This window comes from Alitiscatomonas sp. (genome assembly GCF_037242085.1).
GTDB lineage: Bacteria > Bacillota > Clostridia > Lachnospirales > Lachnospiraceae > Alitiscatomonas > Alitiscatomonas aceti.
Window position 1 is genome coordinate 35,323 of the sequence record NZ_JAXXBR010000086.1, and the last position, 24,341, is coordinate 59,663.

Sequence of the window (24,341 nt, forward strand, 5' to 3'; positions counted from 1 at the left end):
TTTTTAGGGCATCCTATGATATGATAGACATGCTTGTAAACAGGAGGTGTAAGTGTGCTGAGAATCATTCTGACAATCGTATTTGTTTTATTATGCATTGCAATGACTGTGATCGTACTGATGCAGGAAGGAAAGTCCGCAGGACTTGGCGCCATCAGCGGTGCAGCGGAGACATACTGGGGCAAAAATAAAGGCCGTTCCATGGAAGGAAAGCTGGAAAAATTTACAAAGCTCGCGGCGGTCCTGATCTTTGTCCTGGCTCTTGTATTAAACTTAAAGGTATTTTAAGACGATGAACACTCTTGCAGATGAAATGCAGGAGTGTTTTTTGGCTTATAGGAAACCTGTAAAGCAGGATTCCATTTGAAAATAAAGATGAAAAAGGAGATTCATGGAAGAAAATCTTTTAAAAGAAAGAAAAGAAACGCTCATGGCCTTAATGAACGACAAGGCCTACATTCCCATGAAGCTGAAGGAGCTGGCGATCCTTCTGGGTGTTCCAAGGGAGGACCGGGGAGAGCTGGAGGCGGTGCTGAAGGCGCTCATGGCCGATGGGAAGATCGCTGTTTCTAAAAAAGGAAAATACGCCCGGGCAGAGATCTTTGCAGAGACAGGCGTTTTCACAGCCCATTATAAGGGCTTTGGCTTTGTATCCGTGGAGGGACGGGAGTCCGATCTGTTCATCGCCCCGGACAACACCGGAGACGCCATGGACGGAGATACGGTCCAGGTGACAGTGGAGGAAGCAGGAAGCGGCCGCCGGGCGGAGGGGACCGTCATAAAGGTATTGAAGCGGGCCAACGAAACGGTGGTGGGCATGTATGAAAAGAGCAAAAAGAATCATTTTGGCTTTGTGATCCCGGATAATCCCAGGATCACCATGGATATCTTCGTTCCGGAAGGAATGGACATGGGTGCGGTCTCCGGCCATAAGGTCATGGTAAAGCTCACCTCCTACGGGGGGAAGAGAAAAAATCCGGAGGGGCAGGTGGTGGAGATCCTGGGCCATGTAAACGATCCCGGCGTGGATATTCTGTCTATTGTCCGCGCCTATGGCCTGCCGGAGTCCTATCCGGAGGAGGTCATGGAGGAAGCAGCCCGTGTCCCGGAGGAGCTTTCGGCGGAAACCGTGGAAGAGGAGCTTAAAAAGGGCCGGAAGGATCTCCGGTCTGTGCCCATGGTCACCATCGATGGAGAGGACGCCAAGGATCTGGACGATGCGGTCAGCATTTCAAAGGAATGTGAGGATGGCCGGACGATCTACCATCTGGGAGTGCATATTGCGGATGTGGCCCATTATGTGACGGAAAAAAGCGCTCTGGATGCGGAGGCATACCGGCGGGGCACCAGCGTATATCTGGTGGACCGGGTGATCCCCATGCTGCCTCACCGGCTTTCCAACGGCATCTGCTCCTTAAACGCCGGCTGCGACCGGCTGGCCTTGAGCTGTCTGATGGATATGGACGAAAAAGGGAATATCACCGGCCATGAGATCTGTGAGACGGTGGTGCGGATCGACCGGCGGATGACGTATACGGCGGTGAATGCTGTGCTCACAGGCGGGAATACAGATGAGAGCCTTGAAACAGAGGGCTTTGGCTCCATGTTCCGTCTGCTGGATGAGGCGGCCGGGATCCTGCGTAAAAAGCGTATGGAGCGGGGAGCCGTGGACTTTGACTTTGCGGAATGCAAGATCCTACTGGATGAAAAGGGGCGGCCGGAGGCTCTGGTACCCAGGGAGCGGAACGCGGCCACCATGCTCATTGAGGATTTTATGCTGGCGGCCAACGAGACGGTGGCAGAGGATTACTACTGGCAGCAGATCCCGTTTCTGTACAGGACCCACGAAAAGCCCGATGAGGAAAAGATCCGCCGGTTTGCGATCCTGATCAACAACTTCGGTTACTCCCTTCATATCGGAAACGGGGAGGTCCATCCCAAGGAGATCCAGAAGCTGCTCTCCCGGGCAGCGGGAACGCCGGAGGAGGCCATGCTCTCCAGGCTTGCCCTGCGGTCCATGAAGCAGGCAAAATATACCACGGACTGCGTGGGCCATTTCGGTCTGGCAGCCCGGTATTACACACATTTTACATCCCCCATCCGCAGGTATCCGGATCTGCAGATCCACCGGATCATCAAGGAGAACCTTCATGGCAGGCTGGGAGAAAAACGGCTGTCCCACTATGGAAAGCTGCTGCCGGAGGCCGCAGTCTGGACCTCCTCCAGAGAACGGTTGGCCGAGGAGGCAGAACGGGAAACGGAGAAGGCGAAAAAGGTCCAGTACATGGAACGGCGCATCGGGGAGGTTTTTGACGGGGTCATCTCCGGGATCAGCAATTATGGATTTTATGTGGAGCTTCCTGATACGGTGGAGGGCATGGTCCATGTAAGCGAACTGGACGGCGATTATTATGTGTTCGATGAAGCGCATTATGAGCTGGTGGGAGAGCGCACCAGAAAACGGTTTAAGCTGGGACAGCCCATCCGCGTCCAGGTGGTGGCTGTGGACCGGTATTTAAAGACCATCGACTTCCTTCCGGTGCGGGAGTTTTAGGGCTTTGGGAGCGAAAATGCAGACTCCGGAGCCAGGGGCTTCCGTCCGGGCGTAAAAATCAGACAGAAACGAGGAAAACATCTATGGGGAAGAATAGTATCAAGCTGATCGCCAACAATAAAAAGGCGTATTTCGACTATTTCATCGACGATAAATTTGAATGCGGCATTTCCCTGGCAGGAACAGAGGTGAAGTCCCTCCGTATGGGCAAATGCAGCGTCAAGGAGTCCTTCGTGCGGATCGTCAACGATGAAGTGATGATCTATGGCATGCACATCAGTCCTTATGAAAAGGGAAATATTTTTAATAAGGATCCCCTTCGGGAGAGAAAGCTTCTGATGCACCGGTATGAGATCAATAAATTAAAGGGAAAGATCCAGGAAAAGGGCTATACCCTGGTGCCTCTCCAGGTCTATTTTAAGGGAAGCCTGGTGAAGGTGGAGATCGGCCTGGCCCGGGGCAAGAAGCTTTATGATAAGCGGGCGGATATTGCCAAAAAGGACCAGAGACGGGAGCTGGAAAAGGATTTTAAGGTAAAGAACCTGTACTAACAGACCGGAAGGAGGGAAGTCCATGGATGGCCGCCATACCTATATTGCCATTGATCTCAAGTCCTTTTATGCCTCAGTGGAATGTATGGAGCGGGGGCTGGATCCTCTCCGGACGTGTCTTACGGTGGCAGACGGGACCCGTACAGAAAAGACCATCTGCCTGGCAGTCTCTCCGGCCTTAAAGTCCTTCGGGATCCCGGGGCGGCCCAGGCTCTTTGAGGTGAACCAGAAGGTGAGGGAGGTCAACGCCGCCAGAAAGAGGAACGCGCCGGGAGGCAGGCTTTCGGGGGAGTCCTATGACGCAGAGGAACTTAAAAAGGATCCGTCTCTGGCGGTGTCCTTTCTTACGGCCCCGCCCAGGATGGCCCTGTATATAGAAAAGAGCACAAAGATCTATGACATTTATCTGCGGTATGTGGCTCCAGAGGATATCCACGTATACTCCATTGACGAGGTATTCATGGATGTGACCCAGTATCTTCCTATATATAAGATGACGCCTCATGAACTGGCTATGAAGATGATCCGGGAGGTCCTTAAGGAAACAGGGATCACGGCCACGGCCGGGATCGCGGAAAATCTGTATCTCTGTAAGGCGGCCATGGACATTGTGGCAAAGCGGGTGCCGCCGGACCAGGATGGGGTGCGGATCGCAGAGCTGGACGAAATGAGCTACCGCCGGCTTTTGTGGGACCACAGGCCGCTGACTGATTTCTGGCGGGTGGGCCGTGGATATGCGAAAAAGCTGGAGGCGGCCGGACTGTTCACCATGGGAGACATCGCCAGATGCTCTCTGGGAAAGCCTGGGGAGTTTTACTGTGAGGACCTGCTGTACCGGATGTTCGGCATCAACGCGGAGCTCCTCATCGACCATGCCTGGGGATGGGAGCCATGTACCATTGCGGACATCAAGGCCTACCGCCCGGAGGAAAAGAGCGTGGGAGCCGGTCAGGTGCTCCAGTATGCCTACGATTTCCAGAAGACGCGGAACGTGGTCCGGGAGATGGCTGACGCTCTGGCCCTGGAACTGGTGGAAAAACGTCTGGTCACAGACCAGGTGGTGCTGACCGTGGGCTATGACCGGGAAAATCTGACAGATCCCGGACGGCGGAAGGCATACCGCGGGGAGATCACCGTGGACCGGTATGGCCGCCAGATCCCAAAAGCCGCCCATGGAACGGAGCATCTGCGCCGCCCCACATCCTCCTCGGACCAGATCGTGGAGGCATTTACGAGACTGTTTGACCGGATCATGGACCCGTCCCTTCTGACCCGCCGGATGTATCTGTCCGCCATCCATGTAAAAGATGAGAGGGAGGCCGGGAAGGAGGAGGCATACTGCCAGCTGAGCCTGTTTGACGATTTCGGCCTGGAGGAAGAGACATCCCGGGAAGAAACAGAAAAGCGGGAACGGGAGAGACGGATGCAGGAGGCAATGCTGACGATCCGGCAGAAATTCGGAAAGAACGCCATTGTTAAAGGCATGAATTTACAGGAGGGGGCCACGGGCATGGACCGGAACCGGCAGATCGGAGGTCACAGGGCAGAATGAAAAAATATGAGGACATTATTTCTCTTCCCCACCATGTGTCCGATCATCATCCGCAGATGTCCCTCCATGACCGGGCGGCCCAGTTTTCTCCCTTTGCGGCCCTGACGGGCTATGGAGATGCGGTGGAGGAAACGGCGCGGCTGACATCCCAGAAGAAGATCCTGGACGAAACGGAGCGGGAGGCCCTGGACCGGCAGCTGGCTTCTCTGGCGGGACTCCTGGAGGAGAGCCGGAAGGCAGACGGAAGACGTGGGCGCGTTCCCGGGGTCCGGATCACATATTTTCTTCCGGACCAGAAAAAGAGCGGGGGAGCTTATCTAAAACAGTGCGGAGCCGTCACAGACCTGGACTGGCTGCGGGGAGAGATCGTTATGGAGGATGGGACGCGGATCCCGGCGGAGGATGTGGTGGAGCTGGAGCTGTCCCGGACTTGACTTTTTTCCTGTAAGATGGTATGATGATCATGCTCCATAAGAGCGCCAGTAAGGGCTTGTACTGGTTTCGACGGGGGCTATGAAGCTGGTGAAGCTATCCGCATGCGATGCGTTAAATGGCAAACCTAAATATAAACGCTAACGACGAATTAGCATACGCAGCCTAATTTAGGCGGCTGTCGGCCCCGGCGGACCTGCACTCCGGGTAACCGGCATCATTAATTGCAGGAAACGACACGTGCAAAGCTTTGAGCACGCGGGCGTAGGATGAAGCTACTGAACGTACCAGGATGTCTGTTTCCGGGTACGGGAGGGAATGTCAAAGAACAGACTATGATAGTAGAAGAACAGGGGATTGGTTTTCGGACAGGGGTTCGATTCCCCTCAGGTCCACGAAAAAGACGGGTTTAACCTTATGGGTTTAAATCCGTTTTTTGTTTCATAAAGTAAGCTTAGGGAAAAGGAGGCGGAAAATGAACAGACAAAGACTTTTTATTGCGGTATGTATGACAGCGGCAGTCCTGGGCGGCTGCGGTGCGAAGGAGGCAGACGCGGCCGCGGCCGCGGGAACGGAACAGACGGCTGCCGGCATAGAAAACGGATCCGAAGCTTCTGATGCAAAGGATGAAAAGCCAGGCACTGCCGGGAGCGGTACGGGTGCGCTTATGACAGATGGATCCGAGATCCGGACAGAAAAAACAGGCACAGGGGATCCGGAAGGCATGACTTTGTATGCAGAGCTTTCGTTTTACCTGGGGGATGTGGAGTGGCGCCTGCAGAAATTCGCCCAGTCCGATCTTGTGGACCATGGAGAGCTGCTCCTGGACGACAGATGCCGCTTCCTCATAAGAGCTGTATCCGGGGATGGTGCTTATGTATTTTTCGATGAGGCTGTGCAGTTGGGGGAACCGGAGGCGGATGTTTGGACGGATCCGGAGGACCGGCTCCATGTGGTGATCCGCGACGCCCGGACGGCCAGATACAGGATCACAGACCACATCTACGATAAAGATACAGAAGTATTTAATGGAAGAGTACTGATCGGCGAAGATGGGATCAATTACTGGGGAACAGCCGCAGGAAATGGAGGAGGGCTTTCTTTGGAGACCGAAGGCCAGGAGGAGATGGAGACCCTCTGCGGCTATATCCAGAAGATCGAAAACGGAGCGGTCTGGATCGACCAGGTGGAATACGTGGAAGAGAGCGATATGGAAAGGATCAGAGAACTGGGGCTTACAGAGGCAGATATGGCCGGCGGCTTCTATATCTATAACCCGGAGGAGGAATCCGTTCCGCTGACACTGGCTGACGATGCGGTCTATACGTTCATTGACTGGGGGAGGGATTTTATCCCTTCCGATTCTTCACAGGACCTGACGGTCTCTACTACGACGCTGGCTCTTTTTGAGGCATATCTGGAAACCTACGAGGATGGAAAGCCAGGAATGCCGTTTTTTATGGAGACCGATGGGGATAGGGTGATCCGTATTTTTGAAAAGCCTATGGCATAAAAAAGGCAGTTGTTTTGAAAATGTGATTTAGATGCATCCTATAAACATACATTAATAGGCTTGCATCTTGGCAGACTGATTTATATATTTTTTTGGTGTTCTGAAATATATCTTTGTAAGATTTTTTATACTTCTGCCATGAGCAAAAATTTTGTGAAAGTCTGCTCTCTGGAGTTTTGAACCTGGAGAGCAGACCCTGGAACTTTAGGAGTGGTGCCGTTCCTTAATCATACCTAGTTTTTTCATAGTCCGATAAAGAGTGCTGGTACTGATTCCAAGGGATTCAGCGGTTTTTTTCCGATTATTATTGTTTTGAATGAGAGTATCTTTAATGATGCCTTCGTGGAGGCTGTTGATTCCAGCCTTTATGAGGGCATTTGTACTATCAGTCCGGGGCTCTTTTGCCTGGAAACCCTGAGAAACGGAAACTGCCCGGACAGCTGCATTTAAATCCAGGCTGTTGCCGGAAGAAAGGACCATGGCCCGTTCTACCAGATTGGATAGCTGGCGGATATTTCCAGGATAGGGGAAGGAACGGAGGTATTTGATGGCTTCTGGATCAACTCGGCTGACAGGGATATGCAGCTCTTTTGACTTCTGTTTCACAAAATGGCGGATCAGAAGTTCGATATCATCTTCCCGTTCTTTTAAAGAAGGGAGTTTCATTTCTAATACACTGATCCGGTAATAGAGGTCTTCCCGGAACATTTTTTTCTTAACCATTTCTTTTAGGTCTTTGTTGGTTGCGGCAATGACACGGATATCCACAGGAATGACCCGGACACCTCCAATGGGAGTGACTTCATGCTCCTGAAGGACGCGAAGAAACCGGGCCTGGACATGCAGTGGCATTTCACTAACCTCATCAAGAAAGACAGTTCCCTTATGTGCCTGGACAAACAAACCCTGCTTTCCTCCGCTTAAGGCACCAGTAAACGCTCCCTTTTCATAACCGAACAGCTCGCTTTCAATCAAATTTTCCGGTAAAGCGGCACAGTTGATTACCACAAAGGGGCCTTTTTTGCGTTGACTGGCATTGTGAATGCTTTGAACGAACATTTCTTTTCCTGTTCCTGACTCCCCATAGACCAGGATGGAACTGTCCACGGCCGCATACCGAGCGGCAGTTTGGATACAGGAGGTGACGGCAGGGCTATTGCCAATGATATTCCGGAAGGTGATAGAGGCTCCAGCATTTCCTGGAAGCATTTGTTTTCGTACCTGTTGTTCCACGGTCTGAAGCTTTTCAACAGGGGTCAGCGTTAAAACAGCAGAACGGAATACCTCATGAACGAATATGGCTTTTCCTTCCAAAACATAGGGACTGCCATGGAGGGTGACCATTTTTCCAGAAAAATCTTCAAAGTCAGTTAGGAGCATTTGAATTTCTGGACAATTTAAAGGGGTCTGGAAGACAAAGAGTGAACAGAGCTGAAGAGAACTCATACGGAGAAATGTACTGGCAGAACGATTTGCTGTCTGAATTTTTCCGTTGGGTTCAAGGGAAAGGATGCCTTCAGAAATATGATCCTGAATGGTGTGTAAAATTTCGGTTTGCTCCTGCCGTTCTTCTATGGCTTTCAGATTATGCTGAGCCAGGTGGACTGCTGAGAGGATATCACTTTCATCATAAGGTACATTGATAATTGCCATATGGTGGCTTTTAGCAAACTCATTAATGATACCGCCGCCAATGACAACCTTATAGCCATCTTCTTCCAATTTTTGGAAAATTCCTGGAAATTCACTGGTACTTTGGTAAGGAAAATAGGAGACAGCACCGGGGAAATCTTCGCAGGCCTTCCGGACAGCGGGGCTGTTGCTCTCTCTCCAGACAATAGCGGCATGGTCGGAGAGTTTCAGAGCGTTACGGATGGAATCAGTAAATGAAATTCGGTTTCTTCGTATGGTAACGACGGAAATGTCCACCTGGTTCATAATAGATTCGGCATAAACGTCGCCGGTAATAAGTATTTCCGCTCCCTGGGCGATGGCCCGATGAAGTACATCAAGCGAATCTGTGTTTTCATCTAGCTCATAGACAGGATAGGAAAGGGCACTTTGTTTCAAAATCAGGCGGGCATGATCACAATGGTATTTTCTTCTCAAAGCGATGATGATTTTTTCTTTCATGATACTCCTTTTTGATAAAATGTTGAATTTGAATGTTATATTAATTCGTTCAGTCAAAAATGAATTTTATTTTTTCAGTTTATCGCATTTTTCTTTCTTTTACAAGTGACATGGAAAAAAACAAGAAAAGTGACATGGAAAAAAACAAGAGGATTGTTAAGTAATATACATAAAAAAAGAATCGTACATATATAGATCTGATAAATAAACAGAAAAACATAGTATCAATGAAAATTTGGCATGGAGATTGCTTATTATTTAGAATGTGACACAATAAAGCGGATCCGAAGTAAAACAAACGTAAACAAAAAGAAAAGGGGGTCATTTTTATGACGTATGCGGTTCTTGGTTATGCAATGATTGCTCTGATTGTGATTCTTCTGCTTACCAATAAGGCCAATCCAATCATGGCATTTATTATTGTTCCGCCGATTATTGCACTAACAGCTGGTTATTCCATTTCAGAAATTAATGATTTCATCAAAGCTGGTGTTTCAAGTTCCATGGGAACAGCACTTCTTGCCATGCTTTCTATTATATTCTTCAGCATTATGACGGAACAGGGATTATTTGATCCAGTGGTTGATTTTCTCGTTTCCAAAGCGGGAGACAAGGTGGCGATTATTGTTGTGATCTCTGCTCTGGTAGCACATTTTTCCCATTTGGATACGGGAACAACCAGTACGCTGCTGGTTACAATTCCGGCTATGCTTCCCATTTACAAAAGAATCGGAATTGATAGAAAGTATCTGTACCTGGTCATTGTTCAGGCCATCGGTGTTATGAATCTTCTTCCCTGGGGAGGAGCCATTACCCGTTCCTGCGCTGTAACTGGAATGGACCCGGCAGCCATCACAAGAGCCCTTGTCCCCTGTCTGATTGCAGGCTTTGCTTATAATATGGTTACAGCATATCTTTACGGCAAACGTGCTCAGGCAAAAATTCGTGACGGCATTCTTGACAGAGGAGAAGATTCTGTAGAAGGTGACAGCGGGCTGACAGTGGAAGGAAACCGTAATACAAAGCTGAATATGAAATATTGGATTAATCTGGCCTGGACGCTTTTCATTATTGTCCTTTTGTTTAAAGGAACCTTTGCTGGTTATATTACGTTTATGTTTGCGGTTGCAGGAGCTTTGCTGATTAACTACCGGACTGTAAAGGAGTGGAATGGAATTATTGACAAGTATGCGAAGAATGCACTGCGAATTACACTGGTCATGTTTGCAGCCGGTTTCTTTTCGGGAATTTTGAACAAGAGCGAAATGCTGACAGAGATGGCAGGAGTTGTTACCAGTATGATCCCAGCCTCCATGGCTCCTCTGTTTGCGATTATCTGTGGTGTGATTGCTTTTGTATTCTCAATCCTGCTTGGGGCCGATGGTTTCCATTATGGTATGATGCCCCTTTTAATCAAAGCGGGGGAAACCTTTGGATTTGGACAGACTGGACTGGTATACATTATGTGCATGGGTGCGGATGTGGTTTCCCAGCTTCGTCCGGTACAGGCTACATCCTGGATGACGGCTGGAATGTGCAACATTGAATTTAAGGACGGAGCCATTAAAGCGTTTCCGATTATTCTCGGACTTTTTGCAGTAGAAGTTGTTGTTGGCGTGATTTTTGGAATTATTCCAATCTTATAAGGAGAAAACCATGATTATTGATAAACTGGAGTATGCGTCAAGATACTATGGATTGAATTCTAATCTGGATTATGTGTTGAAGTATCTTGTGGAGCATGAAAAAGAACTGAAGGAAAGTCCCATTGGTATTACCAGATTTACAGAAAATATTCAAGGAAAATGCATTGCCTACAATACTGTGGTCGGCAGCAGGAAATGGGAGTCCCATGAAGAGTTTACAGATCTTCAGTATATGTTAAAGGGTACAGAGCGCATTGGATTTAATCATGAAGAGAATATGGTTAATTCTAAAAAACAGGAAGGAAAGGACCAGATTCTCCATGAAGGTGATGGTGACAAAATCCTCCTTCCGGAAGGATATTTTATCATTTTGTTCCCGGGAGAGGTCCATATGTCAAAACTCGCAGATGGTCCTTCTACCTGTGTTGAAAAAGCAGCGTTTAAGATCCGTCTTTAAGATGGAAGGGGAGGAAGAAAAAATGAGTCAGAAACCATTATATGCTTATGTGGGAACATATACGACAGAAAATTCCAAGGGGAACCGCAATGCCCATGGGGTAGGAATCTATGTGTATGAGATCAGCAGGACCAATGGAAGATGGAAGCTGGTTCAGGAAATGCCTGCATTAAATCCTGCCGTCCTGCAATTTGGAAAAGATCAGAAGTATGTTTATTGTGTCAATAGCAACAGCGGAGGTGTGACAGCCTTTCTCCGTGACGGGGAAACGGGAATGCTTACAGAATTGAACCGTGCAGAAACAGACGGCAATAACATCATGATTATGTCTGTGGATAGAGCCGGAGAGTACATGGTTACTGGTGATCATAAGGGAATTGTTAATGTATTTCATCTGGAAGCGGATGGAACCATCGGAAAAAAGACAGACAGCTTTGTTCTTCCGGGTGAGAAGGGACCGCTGAATGAGAAGATTCAGCCCTGGTCCCGTCCGCATCACCTGCCTTTTTCACCGGATGGCAGATATGTGCTGATTGCGGATAAGGGACTGGACATTGTCCACAGTTATGCCATCGACAGGGAAATAGGGAAGCTTTCCCTGGGACAGCAGCTAAAGTGCCATGGTGCTTCCTGCCCGCGCCATTTGTGGTTCCATCCTAATGGGGAATGGGTCTATATTAATACAGAATATACATCTACGATTATTGCCTGCCGGTATGACAGAGAAAAGGGAACCCTGGAACCTTTCCAGGTAGTTTCAGCTCTTCCGGATGATTATTTCGACGTGAATACTATGACATCAGAGCTGGTGGTCCACCCCAACGGAAAATTTCTTTATATTTCTAACCGTCGTGTTAACAACATCGGTGCCTTTTCTATTAATCAGAAGACGGGGAGGCTTTCTCCAATTGGATGGATTCCCTGTGGTGGAAAGAAGCCAAGATTTTTCGCCATTGAGCCCGGAGGAAGGTATTTGTTCAACGGTAATCAGTCAAGTGATACAATCACATTATTCGCCATTAACCAGGAAACTGGTGAACTGGAGGCTACAGGAAAAGTTTTGAATACACCGACACCGGTATGGATCTTGTTTACAGATGCGGTGGAATCCATTGAAGAATTTGGAGAAAAGAGAGGGGAGTAATAAATATGAGTGTGGGAAATCGTGTGTTTTTACAGAGGGAACTTCCAGATATGGAGCTGGTAAAGCGGTATCAAAGACTTCCGGCCGCCAATGTGGCCGATACCATGAGCCGTTCCTGTGCTTTAAATTCAGAAATTCATCTGATCAGCAGTCCGGACCGGCCGATCATGGCCGGTCCGGCGCTCACAGTTAAGGCTCGTCCAGGGGATAATCTGATGCTTCATAAGGCTTTGGACATGGCTCAGGAGGGAGATGTAATTGTGGTATCCAATGATGGAGACCGGACTCATTCTCTAATGGGAGAGATTATGGCAGTTTATGCGCAGAATAAGAGAAAGGTGGCGGGTATTGTTCTGGATGGCCCTATTCGGGATATGGAAGAATTGTCTCAGATGAGCCTGTTCCTTTATGCCACAGGCTCCACACCGGGAGGACCTTATAAGGAAGGGCCAGGTGAGATCAATGTGCCAATCTCTATTGGGAATATCGCTGTAAAGCCTGGAGATATTATCCTGGGAGACCGGGATGGGGTGATTGTCATACCACAGGAAGATGCAGCCTCCATTATTGATGGAGCAGAAGCTTATGCAGCTATGGACGCGGGGAAGGTAGAGGAAGCTAAAAACGGAACGTCCAAGAGGCAGTGGGTGGAAGATACACTGGCAAAGAAAAATGTGGAGATTATCGACGGGACATACAAAGGCTGAGAGAAGTGGAAGTAAGGAGGAAGCGGATTAATGAAAACGGTTTTATGCAGCAGAACCAGACCATCTCAGATCGGAGAGGAAATATACGACGGCGGCTTTGGGTATACACTGGATTTTTCCTGGGCCAAATGGCCGAAAGACCTGGAGGGTGTCCATACTCTCAATGGCTGTTTTGATCCAGAAGGAAATCTTTATGTGGCAACGGAGAATCCGGAGAATCCGGTAGTGATCTTCTCCCCGGAGGGGGAATATCTCCGCAGTATAGGAGCCGGGTTATTTAAAAAGGCGCATAGTGTATTTCTGACACCCCATAGAACAATCCTGACAGCAGACACCAGCCCCGGTTACCATGTGATCCGGGAGATTACTATGGATGGGGAACTGGTTTATGACTTTGGAACATTGGGCCAGCCGGGGGATTCAGGCTATGATCTGAATTATCTGAAAACGCTGGAAAAGGAGGGCCGTGTTCCCCAGGACCCAGAGTGGAATAAGCGGGCGGAGGCGAATGCCAGGCTGGACAGCGTGAAAAAACTGGGAACCCCGTTCTGCCGCCCTTGTGCGATGATCATGAATGAAAATGGCGAATATTTTGCAGCTGACGGTTATGGGAACGATGCAGTCCATAAATTCAGAGCAGATCGCTCATACGAAAAATCCTGGGGAGGTCCGGGACAGGAGCCGGGGAAGTTTCGGCTGGTCCATGATATTCGTCTGGATGACCGGGGCCGTCTTTGGGTAACAGACCGGGAAAATAAGAGGGTGCAGATATTCACTCAGGATGGAGAACTTCTGGCTGTGATCGGAGGGAATCTGATGCGGATCGGAGCTGTTTGGATTTCTGGTTCACTTGCTTACATAGGAGAACTGGATGGTGGGATCACTGTTGTTGATATGGATTTCCATGTGTTAGCGCAGCTGGGATGTAAAGGATCGGTCATACATGCCCATGGTCTTACGGCAGATAAGGATGGAAACCTGTTTGTATTTACCAATCGGAAAAATTCCAATACTATTTTACGATTAATTCGGAAATAAGGGAGGTACAAAGGATGAAGGGGACGAAATTTACATTTTTTGGAGCTATGTGTGTACTGGTGGAGCGAAGTGACGGAAAGAAGTTCCTATTTGATCCGTATATCACGGAGAATCCTCAGACAGATGCGCCTCTTGAACAGTTTCTGGATATCGATTATCTCTTTGTAACCCACAATGCGGGAGATCATTTTGGGGATGCAGATGTGATCATGGAAAATGCGCCCAAGGCGGTTTTGTTCAGCGGAAAGGATGTAAACCGTCACGTTCAGAAGCGGGTGCCGCTTCCCAGAGAGCGGTGGTTTGGGACGATCTATGGAGACAGTCGGAAACTGGATGAGATTACGACCGTCCACACGGTCAATGCGATTCACCGCTCCAAAGAAAACAACAGCGGAACAGAAGTTTCTCATCCGGCGTTTGGATTTATTTTGGAGGTAGAACCTGGCGTTGTGTATTATCATGTGGGGGATACCTGCCTATTCGGGGATATGCGCCTGTATCGGGAACTGTATCACCCGACAGTCATGACCGTTGGAATCTCCAGTTTTAAGGCTCCTTATCCACCTTGTGAAATGCCGGCCCGGGAGGCGGCCTATGCTGTATCCTATGTGGGCCCGGATGTTGTGATTCCAACCCACTATCCAGAAAGCAGCCATGCACCGGAAGAGTTTCGGAAACATATGGAAACGCTGGCACCACAGGTAAAGATTCAAGGGAAAATTGGAAAAACGTTTTTATATATCCCTTCTTGTGTCATGGAGGATGAGTGAAGACGGGAGAATCCCTTGGTTCCAGACTGAAAAGAGGAGTGTGTTGTTTTGGACTTTCCGTGGTGCTGCCCTGCCCATCGGTGATTGAAATGGCTGCGTTGGCAGGTTATGATTTTGTGCGGATCGATTGGGAACACGCACTGTTCGGAGCAATAGAGCTGAGGGAACTTTTAAATACAGCACGTCTGGTGGGAATGCCCTGTCAGGTCAGGGTACCGGAACTGACAATGATCACGCCGCTGTTAGGGCAGGAGCCAGCGGGGATTATGGTTCCCCATGTGGAATCAGAGAAGGAGGCCAGGGCCGCAGTGGATGCCTGTCGATTTCAGCCTCTGGGCCGGCGGGGGATGGACGGCAACACAAGACGGATGCGCTGTGAGGGAATGACAAGACGTACTTATATGGAGTACCAGCAGGAAAATCTGGATATAGTTGTCCAAATTGAGAGTATACCGGCAATGGAGAAGATTGATGAAATTCTTTCTTTAGATGGAATCACCATGGTGGCAACTGGACGTGCAGATTTATCCCAGGAACTGGGTTTCCCAGGACAGAAAAATCACCCGGCTGTGCTGGAGGCAGAGGAATTTATCATAAGAAAGGTCCTGGAACATGGAAAATATCCCATAATCGCCGCAGAATCAGCGGGACGGGTGGGGCAGCTGTATGAGATGGGAGTCCGATGCTTTCTAGTGGGAAAGGACGAGGCGCTCCTGGCGAAAAAGGTAGCAGAAAACCTGGAAATTGTTAAAAATTTTCATCTAAATGAAGGATAAAACAAGGGATCAGATATTTGAGTTCAAGTCCCGGATGTGGCAGTTATGTCTGTCGGTCCGGGGCTCTTTTGTATCTGTTTTTTAGAAAACTTATATAATCATGCCACGGAAACAAGATACAGTAAAATAAAATTCATTTTGTAATTTGTGGGCTATCAATTAGGAAAACATAAGTAAAAGAAATTATTATACGCAAATAAGCCCGCCAGAAGGCGAGCTTATTGAGAATGTTTGTTTATAGGCTGTGGCTGGATTATGTTTTCTGGACAGCCCCTTTTTATCATGCATGGATCGCCGCAAGCCTTTCAGCTGTCTGGCTGGAAATCTCTCCATCCTTTTGTTCTTCTCTTTCTCTGACCATCTGCCAGATCAGATCATGCATCCACTGGACCGTTTCTTCCAGCTTCTTGTTTTCATCCCGAAGACGGCGGACCTCATTTTCTAGATTGCTGATGAGCTGGTCTTTTTCATCGATCATAACGCTGTTCCTCCCCCGATATTTTAAATGGAGTATATCATTTTGTTTAGGTTCTGTCCAGTGAAAGGGGGAGGATTGACAAAGCCGTCACAAACTGGGGAAAAACTGTGATTGCTTCATACGGAAATTTGAGCTATAATGGGGAAATAAGTCGGACGGACGACGGAATCGAGGTTTACTATGGCATCGGCGCAGAATGATTTTTCAAAGGGAAGCGTGGTGGGGAATATTATGGGAATGGCCATTCCCATGACTGCTGCGCAGCTTATCAATCTCCTATACAATGTGGTGGACCGGATCTATATCGGCTATATCCCGGAGCACGCCACTCTGTCGCTGACCGGTCTTGGCGTCTGCCTTCCGGTCATTACTGCGGTCATGGCGTTTGCCAATCTGTTCGGTATGGGAGGAGCGCCCCTCTGCTCCATTGAACGGGGGCGGGGGAACCAGAAGGAGGCGGAGGCCATCATGGGAAATGCGTTTACCCTCATGGTGATCTGCGGGATCCTGCTGACTATCCTGGGGATCGTATTCCGGCGGCCGCTGCTTTATCTTTTCGGGGCCAGTGATTCGACCTATCCCTATGCGGAATCCTACATGACCATTTACCTGCTGGGCAGTGTGTTTGTGATGATGGGGCTGGGTATGAACGCCTTTATCAATTCCCAGGGATTTGGGCGGATCGGGATGCAGACAGTGCTCCTGGGGGCTGTGGCCAACATCATCCTGGACCCTGTGTTCATTTTCGGTTTTCGCATGGATGTCCGGGGAGCAGCCCTGGCCACGATCATTTCCCAGTTTTTATCGGCGGCGTGGGTGCTGAGGTTCCTGTTCAGCGACAGGAGCATCCTGCGGCTGAAACGGGAGACCATGGTGCTGAAAAAAGCCCGGGTGCTGAAGATCGTTTCCATGGGCATGTCCAGCTTTGCCGCAGGTTTTACCAACAGTGTGGTGGCGGTGGCCTGCAACGCAACGCTTCAGACCTGGGGCGGGGATCTGTATGTGGGAGTTATGACGGTGATCCATTCCGTGAGGGAGATAGCAGAAAATCTGGTGAAGGGCCTTACGGGCGGCTCCCAGCCGGTGCTGGGCTATAACTTTGGAGCCGGACAGTACGACCGGGTGAAAAAGGCCATCCGCTTTTTATCGGTGTCCACCATTGCCTTTACCACCTTCTGCTGGATCCTGATCTCGATCTTCCCGGAGACGTTTATCCACATCTTCAACCGGGATGAAACCCTGGTACAGGCGGCTATTCCGGCAGTACGGGTCTACTTTTTTGGTTTTTTTATGATGTCTCTTCAATATTCGGGACAGGCCTGCTTCATTGGCCTGGGAAAGGCTAAACAGGCCACCTTCTTTTCCATATTCCGGAAGGTCATCATCGTTTTGCCGCTGACGCTTTTATTCCCAAGGCTGGGAGGCCTGGGGGCCATGGGGGTATTTCTGGCGGAACCGGTCTCCAACTTTATCGGCGGAGCGGCCTGCTATGGGACCATGCTGCGTACTGTGTGGCCGGAGCTCAATAAGAAAAAGGAAAGCGCGTGACTGGATCCGCAGAGGATCTGATCAGAAAATGATCGGAAAAATAAAATATATCCGGGAGGGGAAATCTCAAATGGAACTTAACAGGGAAGAAGATGCCAGGTTTCTGGTGCATCACCAGGTGACAGAAAAAAAGCTTCTGCATCTGGAAAAGGGAGTAAGGAAGCTGGGCTTCCAATCGGGAGGAAACAGGATCCTGGCGGGGCTTTTGATGGCTTCGGTCATGGGACTGGCCGTAGGCCTTGTTTTTGACGGTATGGTGGCACGGACGTTTTCGGCCATTGCCGTAGTGCTGTTTCTGATCTTTGCCGCAGGTGTGTATTCCATCTTTAAGGCATGGTTTGACGCAAAGAAGACCATCCATCTTCAATATGAGGCAGGAAAAAAAGATATGAATTATGACTGGGAGTATCGGTTTTTTGACGATTGCTATGAGGTCATTGGAAAGAACGAGGCGTCCAGGGTCTGCTATTCCAACCTGGGCCGGATCCTGGAATTTACAGGAATGCTGGTCTTGGTAGAAAAGGGCAATGTGGTCCGGTATTTTATGGAAGAGGATGTGGAAAAGGGGACTGCAGAGGAGCTTAGGGAGTTCTTAGAAAGGAAAAGCGGGACAAAGACTGAGTTTGTCTCCGTGAGGTGATGGATATGGAACCGTTATTTGCTGTGCGGATGACGCATGATGAAGATATGTATTATAACCAGGTACTGGCCTCGAAACAATCAGCGCCGGCAGAAAAGCCTGGAAAAAAGAATTTTCTTTCCAGGGTGGATCTTTCTGATGTGATCTTCGGGCTTCTGGCGTTTTTTGTTTTTTACATGACCTTTCCGGCGGAAGAGCTGGCGCAGCGGATCGTCCAGTCAGCTCTTATGGCAGGCGTGTTTGTCCTCGTCCTTGGCCAGCTGAACGGAAACAGGAGGAGGGAAAAACAGAGGATCGCTCCGGATGCCGATGAAAGGAACCAGGCGGAGATGATCATGGAAAGCTCCGGTCTGGCGGGAGAGCCGTGTACGGTATCCTTTTACGAGGATTCATTCCAGCTGGAAAATCCTGGGATCACCACCAGCTACCGGTACGAGGGTGTATCGTGGATCAAGGAGACAGAGCAGTATTATATGATCTTCTGGACCCGTTCTACGGTGATCCCAGTGGAAAAGGCTGGCTTTTACAGGGGCACTCCCAGCCAGTTCAAAGCCTTTCTGGAGAAAAAATGCCAGAAGACCATTATGAAAGCCAGATAAGAAAATAGGAGAAAATCATGGGAATTAAGATAAAAAAGGATACAATGCCGCGCCTGGAGGACCTTCCGGTGCTGAAGATCCGGTACACAATGGCGATCCCGCTGATCGGTATTGTGGACATCCTCACAATGGGGAGCTTTTACGCCAATCCGGTCACAGACGGACATATAATGCTGAAGATCTTTTATGTGATCAACGCCCTGATCGGAGGGACCTTTGCTTACTGGGGGCTCAGATGGAAGACCACGGTGGACGGGAAAAAGATCCGTGTCCGCCCGGCCTTCAGTGCCGCAAAGGAGCTGCCGTTTACGGAGATCAAAAAAGCGGTGCTTCATAAGAAAAAGAAAAATGGTTCGCTGATGTATTACACGCTGATAGACAGCAAAGGCCAGGAGATCGTGAAGCTTTATCCTACCATGAAGGACAGCGCCATGCTCCTGGAGCGGCTGAAACGGCTGAAGGTGCGGATCGAAGAGGTAAACGACCGGTAGAGGAATGGACGCCGGAAATCTGCGTATACTACCTTTGAATACGGAAAAGGAGGTATATGCGATGACGAGACTGGAATGTACCGTGGCAAGCTGCGTCCATAACTCGGAAAAGTGCTGCTGTAAACAGGGGATCCTGGTGGAGGGAGTCAATGCCAGGGAAAGCTGTGATACCTGCTGCGGAAGCTTTGAGGAAAACCGCGGAGGCCTGTTCAAAAACCTGTTTAAGACGCCGGAAACCAGGCTGCAGGTGGACTGCGACGTTCTGAACTGCCTGTATAACGACGATCATCAGTGCCGTGCAGAGAGGATCTCGATCCTGGGAGACGGAGCCAGGGCTGTTGGGCAGACGGAGTGCGGCAGCTTTAGAGAACGGTAGGCAGAAAAAATGGAGACAGGGATTCTGCAGGCGGCCGGGGACAAGAGCCCCGCGCCGCTTTGGCAGAGTCCCTTTTTTTGAAAAAGTATTTAAACAAGGTCCATTGATTTTTTATTGACAGGATGCTGCATTATTTTTGAAACCAGACTTTTCAAGTGAGAAGGTCTGGTTTTTTTATTTCATTGACTCGCTTTGCGGACCAGGAGGCGGACAACTCCATTGACGTTTACATTAGAGACGAGCATATGGACGTATTGGAAGACAGTGGGAAAAGACCCTTACAGAGAAGCCTCCGGTATTCACAAAAAAAACGGGTATGACCAAGACGCTTACAGGAAGCTGACTGTTCATCACGAAAGAATGATCAGACGTGAAGGGATCAAAAGCTGGGGCTTAGGATGAAAACGCGGCATAAAATAGATTATGTACAACATTAGGCCTTTCTCCCTCTAATAACTTTGATTATATCATTTAAAAATGGCTATATCAATATGAAATACTGACATTTACATACAAAAACTTTATGATATGGCCGTTTTACTTCCCATAATCTATTTTATAGGAATTCTAGCCTTTTGTGCCTGTAAAAAGTCCAGAACCGTAGCTGGTCAGGACATCAATGATAGGGGGGTGAGAATATGGACCGCGTTATGCAAAGGGCCGGCCCTATGATGCGGGGATCGTAATGGAGGACGGAGCAGGACCTCCGGCAGACGGTATCTGGGCTCCTGAAGGCAGAAAAGAAAATAGAAAAGGGTGAGGAGGAGAGAAATGAAAAGCGATATAAAGCGATTAGTGAAAAGAAGCACTGCTGGTTTTCTGGCGGTTTGGATGGTTTTTGGAAACAGCATATCGGCGTTTTCTAATGTTGAAGCCGGTTCTGGAAGAGCAGGCCAGAAGAAGGAAGAAACCGTGTCCACAGCTTTGGAAATGGAAAAAAAGAAAACGCCAAAAATGATGACCTCTTCCAACGCGGAGAAGAAAAATGTCCTATCCGCAGAGGTGGGCAGCATGGAGATCCAGATCCGGGAGAAGACCGCTGGCGCTCTGGAACAGGCGGAAGCTCTGGAGGTATATGACCTGGGGCAGGACGCCACTGTGGAGGCGGCTCTTTTGGAGAAGCTTGAAGAAGGCGAGGAGCTGGCCGGCTATGTGGCCCTTGATATTAGTCTCTTTGACGGCGAGGGCGCGGAGATCGAGCCGGATGGCAATGTCAATGTGGAGGTCAGCGGCATTGAAGCTCCCGGGGAATACGATGATGTTATGATCGTTCATCTGGAGGAGAGGGAACATCCGGGAAAAATGCGTCCCATGGGCGTAAACCGTCCCAATCTTCCGATGACAGCAGCCCATAACGAGGAAGAGGGCGTCTATGACGCCACTGTGGTAACGGAAGGCATTAAGGATGAAATTGAGAAGTCCGACAGGATCACCTTTACGGCGGAATCATTTTCATCTTATGTGATTACCTTTATTAAATCCGCAACGGAGTATCAGGCTGTGGATGTTTTCCTGATGGATACCAGGACAGGGGACGAGTTTACAGCTGCTGCGGACAATCTTCAGATCACCGTCGACGATGACGGTATCGAAATCCTGAAGCTGGTGGAAGGAAACCAGATGGGACAGATCGCAAAAGCTGGCGAGGTGTCTCCTGACGGAGAAGCGGTCTATATGTCTTACGCCTATGCGTCCACGGATGAAGAGGGAAATGACCGTATTACCCATGTGAATTTTGCGGAGATTGAAGGGAAGGATCAAGCGGCGCTTTATCTTTGGTACGATCATCTGGGTACTCTCGAGATCCCCGTTGAAGTGTATCTGGAGGACAGTCCTGCCGATGAACGGTATGAATTTACGATCGTGGCAGGGACGATCCGAAACAATGCAGAGGCCGTTTTAAACGAAGCAGGCTTGACGGAAGAGAATGGAAACTATGCCTTTGAGAAAGCTGTCGTATATAGAGTAGAGGATGGTGAGGAGCAGGAAATCGAGATCGTTTCCAGGATCGGAGACACGATCTATTACAGTACAAAAGTCAGCAACGGCGTGGTCGGAAGCTTTAAGGAAGGAAGCGGAAGAACGATCCGCCTTTATTACAAAGAGGCGTATAAGGTGACTCTTACTGTTACAGCCGCTTCCGGAACAGAAACCAATATCGGAAATACGGTGAATGGACAGTACGTGGGAGATACCATTGAGATCGACGTTGCGAAAAACGGAAGCTTCAGTATTCCCATCACCATCGCCCAGGGATATGCAGTGAAAGTGGAGTGTACTGAGGATCCTGCCTTGGATTACAACTCCGCCGATGCGCCCAATCATCTGAGGGAATATACGATCAACGGAACGAACCTTACAGAGGATATAGGGATCAATATCACCTTCTCGAAACCGGCGCTGGCGTTTACGTATGATTTTTCCAATGAGAGTATTTTCCATAACACTACGGTGGAGATATCTCAGGGTGGAAGCTGGCAGGAAGCTGGTAAAACGGGAACGATTTCGGTTCCTGAAGGAGACGACTCACTGTCGATTCGATTGAATCCCAACTCGGACTTCTTAGGATCAGCTTGGATTTTTGATGCGCTTGCCGTCAATGACCAGGCTCTGATGATACCGGTGGATCCGGGATTTTTGTCAGGAAGCTGGAATTCTGAGGAAAACAGTGAATTGTTTGACACGGCAGGAAAGAAAATTGCTGACGTTACCATAACAGTAGATAGAGGATTCCTTTCGCGCAACAGAATATATACGATTGCATTCAGCAATATCAAGTGTCCCTTAAAAATGACCGGCGGCAGTATGCGGGAATACTTTGATCAGCAGGCGATCCTGTATGAGAAGGGAGATGGGCTTCAGGTATCCTGGGCATATAACGATGGCGGAGTAGATAGCGCCGCTTCGATTGAGAAGGGCGATGCCATTGAATTTAACCAGAATGTTACCTATTATATCGATCCGGATTGGGGTTGGTATATTGATCAGGTGGTCGTATCTCCGCAGAATGAAAATGGTGATCCCGTGAATCTAACCGATCAGCTTGCACCCATTGATGTAGACGGAAAATGGTATGACAGGAAGAAGGTTACGATGGAATTTGCCGGTTGGGCCGATACGGATGCAGAGACTCTTGTACGGATCACATCGAAGGAAATCAACTATCAGTTTGTATGGAACAATGGAGGGGCGCAGGTTCCCTTGAGTGATTCCTTTACTTTGCCAGGAGATGATTCTCTTTCCCAGCCGCTGTATAGCAATGTGATTCCAGATGAGACGGCAACGCCTGAAGGAAAGGTATTCCAGGGCTGGACGTTGGGAACTGGTGATACACATATTCACTGGGGGAATGAGTCGGTTTCCCGAACGGAACTGCTGGAAGCGATGAAAGCTGGCACTCTTACCATGGAGTATCCGCCGACAGCGTCTGAAAACGTTAAGATCCTTCTTACTCCCCAATATGTGGAGGCGGCTCAGGCAGAAACCATTCCGTATTCTGTAGAAATCTATCTTGGAAGCGAGAGTGGAATGAAGGTAGGAACCTTTGAGTATCGGGGTATAGCCGGTACAGCTATTGAGGAAGGGGCCTACATTGAGCGGCCTGAAATCAAAACGGTAATCGATCAGAATAAAGACGAGTATCCGGAGAAAGAAATCATAGGAATTGAAAGTCTTTCTAATACGGATAATGTGGTGAAGATCATCCTTAAAAAAGAATATGTGCAGATTCACACAGTAGTAGAAGCAGAGGGGAACGTAAGCCATGGAAATTATCAGTATGGCAGCGATATCTTTGAGAATGAGGATTTGATGGTTCGGAGCGGTGATACGATCAGGTTAAAAATAGTTCCTGATGAGGGGTATACGATCGGGCAGCTGTTTATTGGCGGAACGCCCCAAACCATTGATCGCAGCAAAATCGATGAAGATGGAAACTATGAAATCGAATATACTGTTTCTGAAACTGCAACTATTTGGACTTCCTTTGCGGTGGACGTAAACGGCAACGGAGAGCCCGATGAGACGGAAACCACATACTCCATCACCTACGCTGCCGGTACAGCTGGTACAAATGCGCAGAATATGCCGCAGAATGAGACAGACATCTTAAGCGGAACAACGAAGACCCTCCCGACAACGGAACCGACGTGGACAGGCCATGTATTTGCAGGCTGGACCAGTGATGAAGTACAGGCAACCACCGGGAACTTTATCATGCCGGAGGCTAACGTAACCTTTACTGCCGCCTGGAAAGTAGACGCAAACGGAGACGGCGAGCCGGATGATACGGAGACAAAGTATTCTATCACCTACTCTGACGGCGAAGCAAAGGGAGCAGCACAGGGAATGCCTGCGAAGGCTGAAAACATCTTAAGCGGAACTACTCAGACTATCTCTGCTGCTGTACCGACCTGGACAGGCCATGTATTCACGGGCTGGACCAGTACGGACGTAACGGAGACTGCCGGAAACTTTACGATGCCGGAGAAGGACGTAACCTTTACCGCCACCTGGAAGGCGGACGCAAACGGAGACGGCGAGCCGGACGATACGGAAACAAAGTATTCCATCACCTACTCTGATGGCGAAGCGAAGGGTGCAGCACAGGGAATGCCTGCGAAGGCTGAAAACATCTTAAGCGGAACTACTCAGACTATCTCTGCTGCTGTACCGACCTGGACAGGCCATGTATTCACGGGCTGGACCAGTACGGACGTAACGGAGACTGCCGGAAACTTTACGATGCCGGAGAAGGACGTAACCTTTACCGCCACCTGGAAAGTGGACGCAAATGGAGACGGTGAGCCGGATGAGAATGAGCAGAAGTATTCCATCAGCTACTCTGACGGTGAAGCGAACGGAAATGCGGAGAAGATGCCACAGAATGAGACAGACATCTTAAGCGGAACAACGAAGACCCTCCCGACAACGGAAC

The 24,341-nt window shown here is 49.2% G+C and carries 21 protein-coding genes and 1 other RNA gene; 20 read left to right on the plus strand and 2 right to left on the minus strand.

Annotated elements, in window-relative coordinates; translation table 11 throughout:
• Positions 1–54: 54 nt before the first annotated feature.
• From secG to WIH05_RS08920, 7 genes are all read left to right on the plus strand, one after another.
• Positions 55–288, plus strand: coding sequence for a preprotein translocase subunit SecG (secG, locus tag WIH05_RS08890; protein WP_022273761.1), 234 nt, complete (start codon positions 55–57; stop codon positions 286–288).
• 103 nt (positions 289–391) lie between these two features.
• Positions 392–2,554 carry a ribonuclease R gene (rnr, locus tag WIH05_RS08895; RefSeq protein WP_337425267.1) on the plus strand — a complete coding sequence of 721 codons (2,163 nt, stop codon included), beginning with the start codon at positions 392–394 and terminating at the stop codon, positions 2,552–2,554.
• Between the two features lie 83 nt (positions 2,555–2,637).
• Positions 2,638–3,105: an SsrA-binding protein SmpB gene (smpB, locus tag WIH05_RS08900; RefSeq protein WP_022273764.1), complete on the plus strand. Its 468-nt coding sequence runs from the start codon at positions 2,638–2,640 to the stop codon at positions 3,103–3,105.
• A 22-nt stretch (positions 3,106–3,127) separates the two neighbouring features.
• On the plus strand, positions 3,128–4,657 hold the full coding sequence (locus WIH05_RS08905) for a DNA methylase (protein ID WP_158357152.1): 1,530 nt from the start codon (positions 3,128–3,130) through the stop codon (positions 4,655–4,657).
• Complete coding sequence (locus tag WIH05_RS08910; RefSeq protein WP_337425268.1) at positions 4,654–5,091, plus strand: hypothetical protein; 438 nt, start codon at positions 4,654–4,656, stop codon at positions 5,089–5,091. Before WIH05_RS08905 ends, WIH05_RS08910 begins: the two co-directional genes overlap by 4 nt.
• A gap of 52 nt (positions 5,092–5,143) precedes the next feature.
• Positions 5,144–5,487: a transfer-messenger RNA gene (gene ssrA, locus WIH05_RS08915) on the plus strand.
• A gap of 77 nt (positions 5,488–5,564) precedes the next feature.
• The gene (locus WIH05_RS08920; RefSeq protein ID WP_337425269.1) at positions 5,565–6,602 is read left to right on the plus strand and encodes a hypothetical protein; all 1,038 of its coding nucleotides are present in this window, start codon (positions 5,565–5,567) and stop codon (positions 6,600–6,602) included.
• 204 nt (positions 6,603–6,806) lie between these two features.
• Here WIH05_RS08920 and WIH05_RS08925 read toward each other — a convergent pair whose 3' ends face one another.
• Positions 6,807–8,735: a sigma 54-interacting transcriptional regulator gene (locus WIH05_RS08925; RefSeq protein WP_337425270.1), complete on the minus strand. Its 1,929-nt coding sequence runs from the start codon at positions 8,733–8,735 to the stop codon at positions 6,807–6,809.
• Between the two features lie 329 nt (positions 8,736–9,064).
• On the opposite strand from WIH05_RS08925, the gene WIH05_RS08930 reads away from it, so the two are divergent.
• From WIH05_RS08930 to WIH05_RS08960, 7 genes are read left to right on the plus strand one after another with little or no spacing between them, the layout of a single operon-like run.
• Positions 9,065–10,381 (plus strand): SLC13 family permease, encoded by a 1,317-nt coding sequence (locus WIH05_RS08930; RefSeq protein ID WP_337425271.1) that lies wholly within the window; start codon positions 9,065–9,067, stop codon positions 10,379–10,381.
• A 10-nt stretch (positions 10,382–10,391) separates the two neighbouring features.
• Entirely contained in the window at positions 10,392–10,838 is a 447-nt protein-coding gene (locus WIH05_RS08935; RefSeq protein WP_022272147.1) for a YhcH/YjgK/YiaL family protein, read from the plus strand.
• Between the two features lie 22 nt (positions 10,839–10,860).
• Positions 10,861–11,982: a lactonase family protein gene (locus WIH05_RS08940; protein WP_337425272.1), complete on the plus strand. Its 1,122-nt coding sequence runs from the start codon at positions 10,861–10,863 to the stop codon at positions 11,980–11,982.
• A 5-nt stretch (positions 11,983–11,987) separates the two neighbouring features.
• Positions 11,988–12,689: an RraA family protein gene (locus WIH05_RS08945; protein WP_215655267.1), complete on the plus strand. Its 702-nt coding sequence runs from the start codon at positions 11,988–11,990 to the stop codon at positions 12,687–12,689.
• Positions 12,690–12,719: 30 nt separating this feature from the next.
• Positions 12,720–13,727 carry a hypothetical protein gene (locus tag WIH05_RS08950; RefSeq protein WP_022272773.1) on the plus strand — a complete coding sequence of 336 codons (1,008 nt, stop codon included), beginning with the start codon at positions 12,720–12,722 and terminating at the stop codon, positions 13,725–13,727.
• Between the two features lie 14 nt (positions 13,728–13,741).
• Positions 13,742–14,497 carry an MBL fold metallo-hydrolase gene (locus WIH05_RS08955; protein WP_337425273.1) on the plus strand — a complete coding sequence of 252 codons (756 nt, stop codon included), beginning with the start codon at positions 13,742–13,744 and terminating at the stop codon, positions 14,495–14,497.
• Positions 14,494–15,273, plus strand: a complete 780-nt coding sequence (locus tag WIH05_RS08960; RefSeq protein WP_337425274.1) for an aldolase/citrate lyase family protein — start codon at positions 14,494–14,496, stop codon at positions 15,271–15,273. Before WIH05_RS08955 ends, WIH05_RS08960 begins: the two co-directional genes overlap by 4 nt.
• A 280-nt stretch (positions 15,274–15,553) precedes the next feature.
• Here WIH05_RS08960 and WIH05_RS08965 read toward each other — a convergent pair whose 3' ends face one another.
• Positions 15,554–15,751 (minus strand): hypothetical protein, encoded by a 198-nt coding sequence (locus WIH05_RS08965; RefSeq protein WP_337425275.1) that lies wholly within the window; start codon positions 15,749–15,751, stop codon positions 15,554–15,556.
• A 180-nt stretch (positions 15,752–15,931) separates the two neighbouring features.
• On the opposite strand from WIH05_RS08965, the gene WIH05_RS08970 reads away from it, so the two are divergent.
• The 6 genes from WIH05_RS08970 to WIH05_RS08995 all read left to right on the plus strand — a co-directional run.
• On the plus strand, positions 15,932–17,299 hold the full coding sequence (locus WIH05_RS08970) for an MATE family efflux transporter (RefSeq protein ID WP_158357143.1): 1,368 nt from the start codon (positions 15,932–15,934) through the stop codon (positions 17,297–17,299).
• A gap of 70 nt (positions 17,300–17,369) precedes the next feature.
• Positions 17,370–17,939: a hypothetical protein gene (locus tag WIH05_RS08975; protein WP_022272778.1), complete on the plus strand. Its 570-nt coding sequence runs from the start codon at positions 17,370–17,372 to the stop codon at positions 17,937–17,939.
• Positions 17,940–17,944: 5 nt separating this feature from the next.
• Complete coding sequence (locus WIH05_RS08980; protein WP_022272779.1) at positions 17,945–18,538, plus strand: YcxB family protein; 594 nt, start codon at positions 17,945–17,947, stop codon at positions 18,536–18,538.
• A 17-nt stretch (positions 18,539–18,555) separates the two neighbouring features.
• Complete coding sequence (locus WIH05_RS08985; RefSeq protein WP_022272780.1) at positions 18,556–19,029, plus strand: hypothetical protein; 474 nt, start codon at positions 18,556–18,558, stop codon at positions 19,027–19,029.
• 61 nt (positions 19,030–19,090) lie between these two features.
• A complete protein-coding gene (locus tag WIH05_RS08990) occupies positions 19,091–19,405 on the plus strand; it encodes a DUF1540 domain-containing protein (RefSeq protein WP_022272781.1) in 315 nt (104 codons plus the stop codon).
• A 771-nt stretch (positions 19,406–20,176) separates the two neighbouring features.
• Positions 20,177–24,341: InlB B-repeat-containing protein (locus WIH05_RS08995; protein WP_337425276.1), on the plus strand; the 4,165-nt coding region annotated here is incomplete at its 3' end.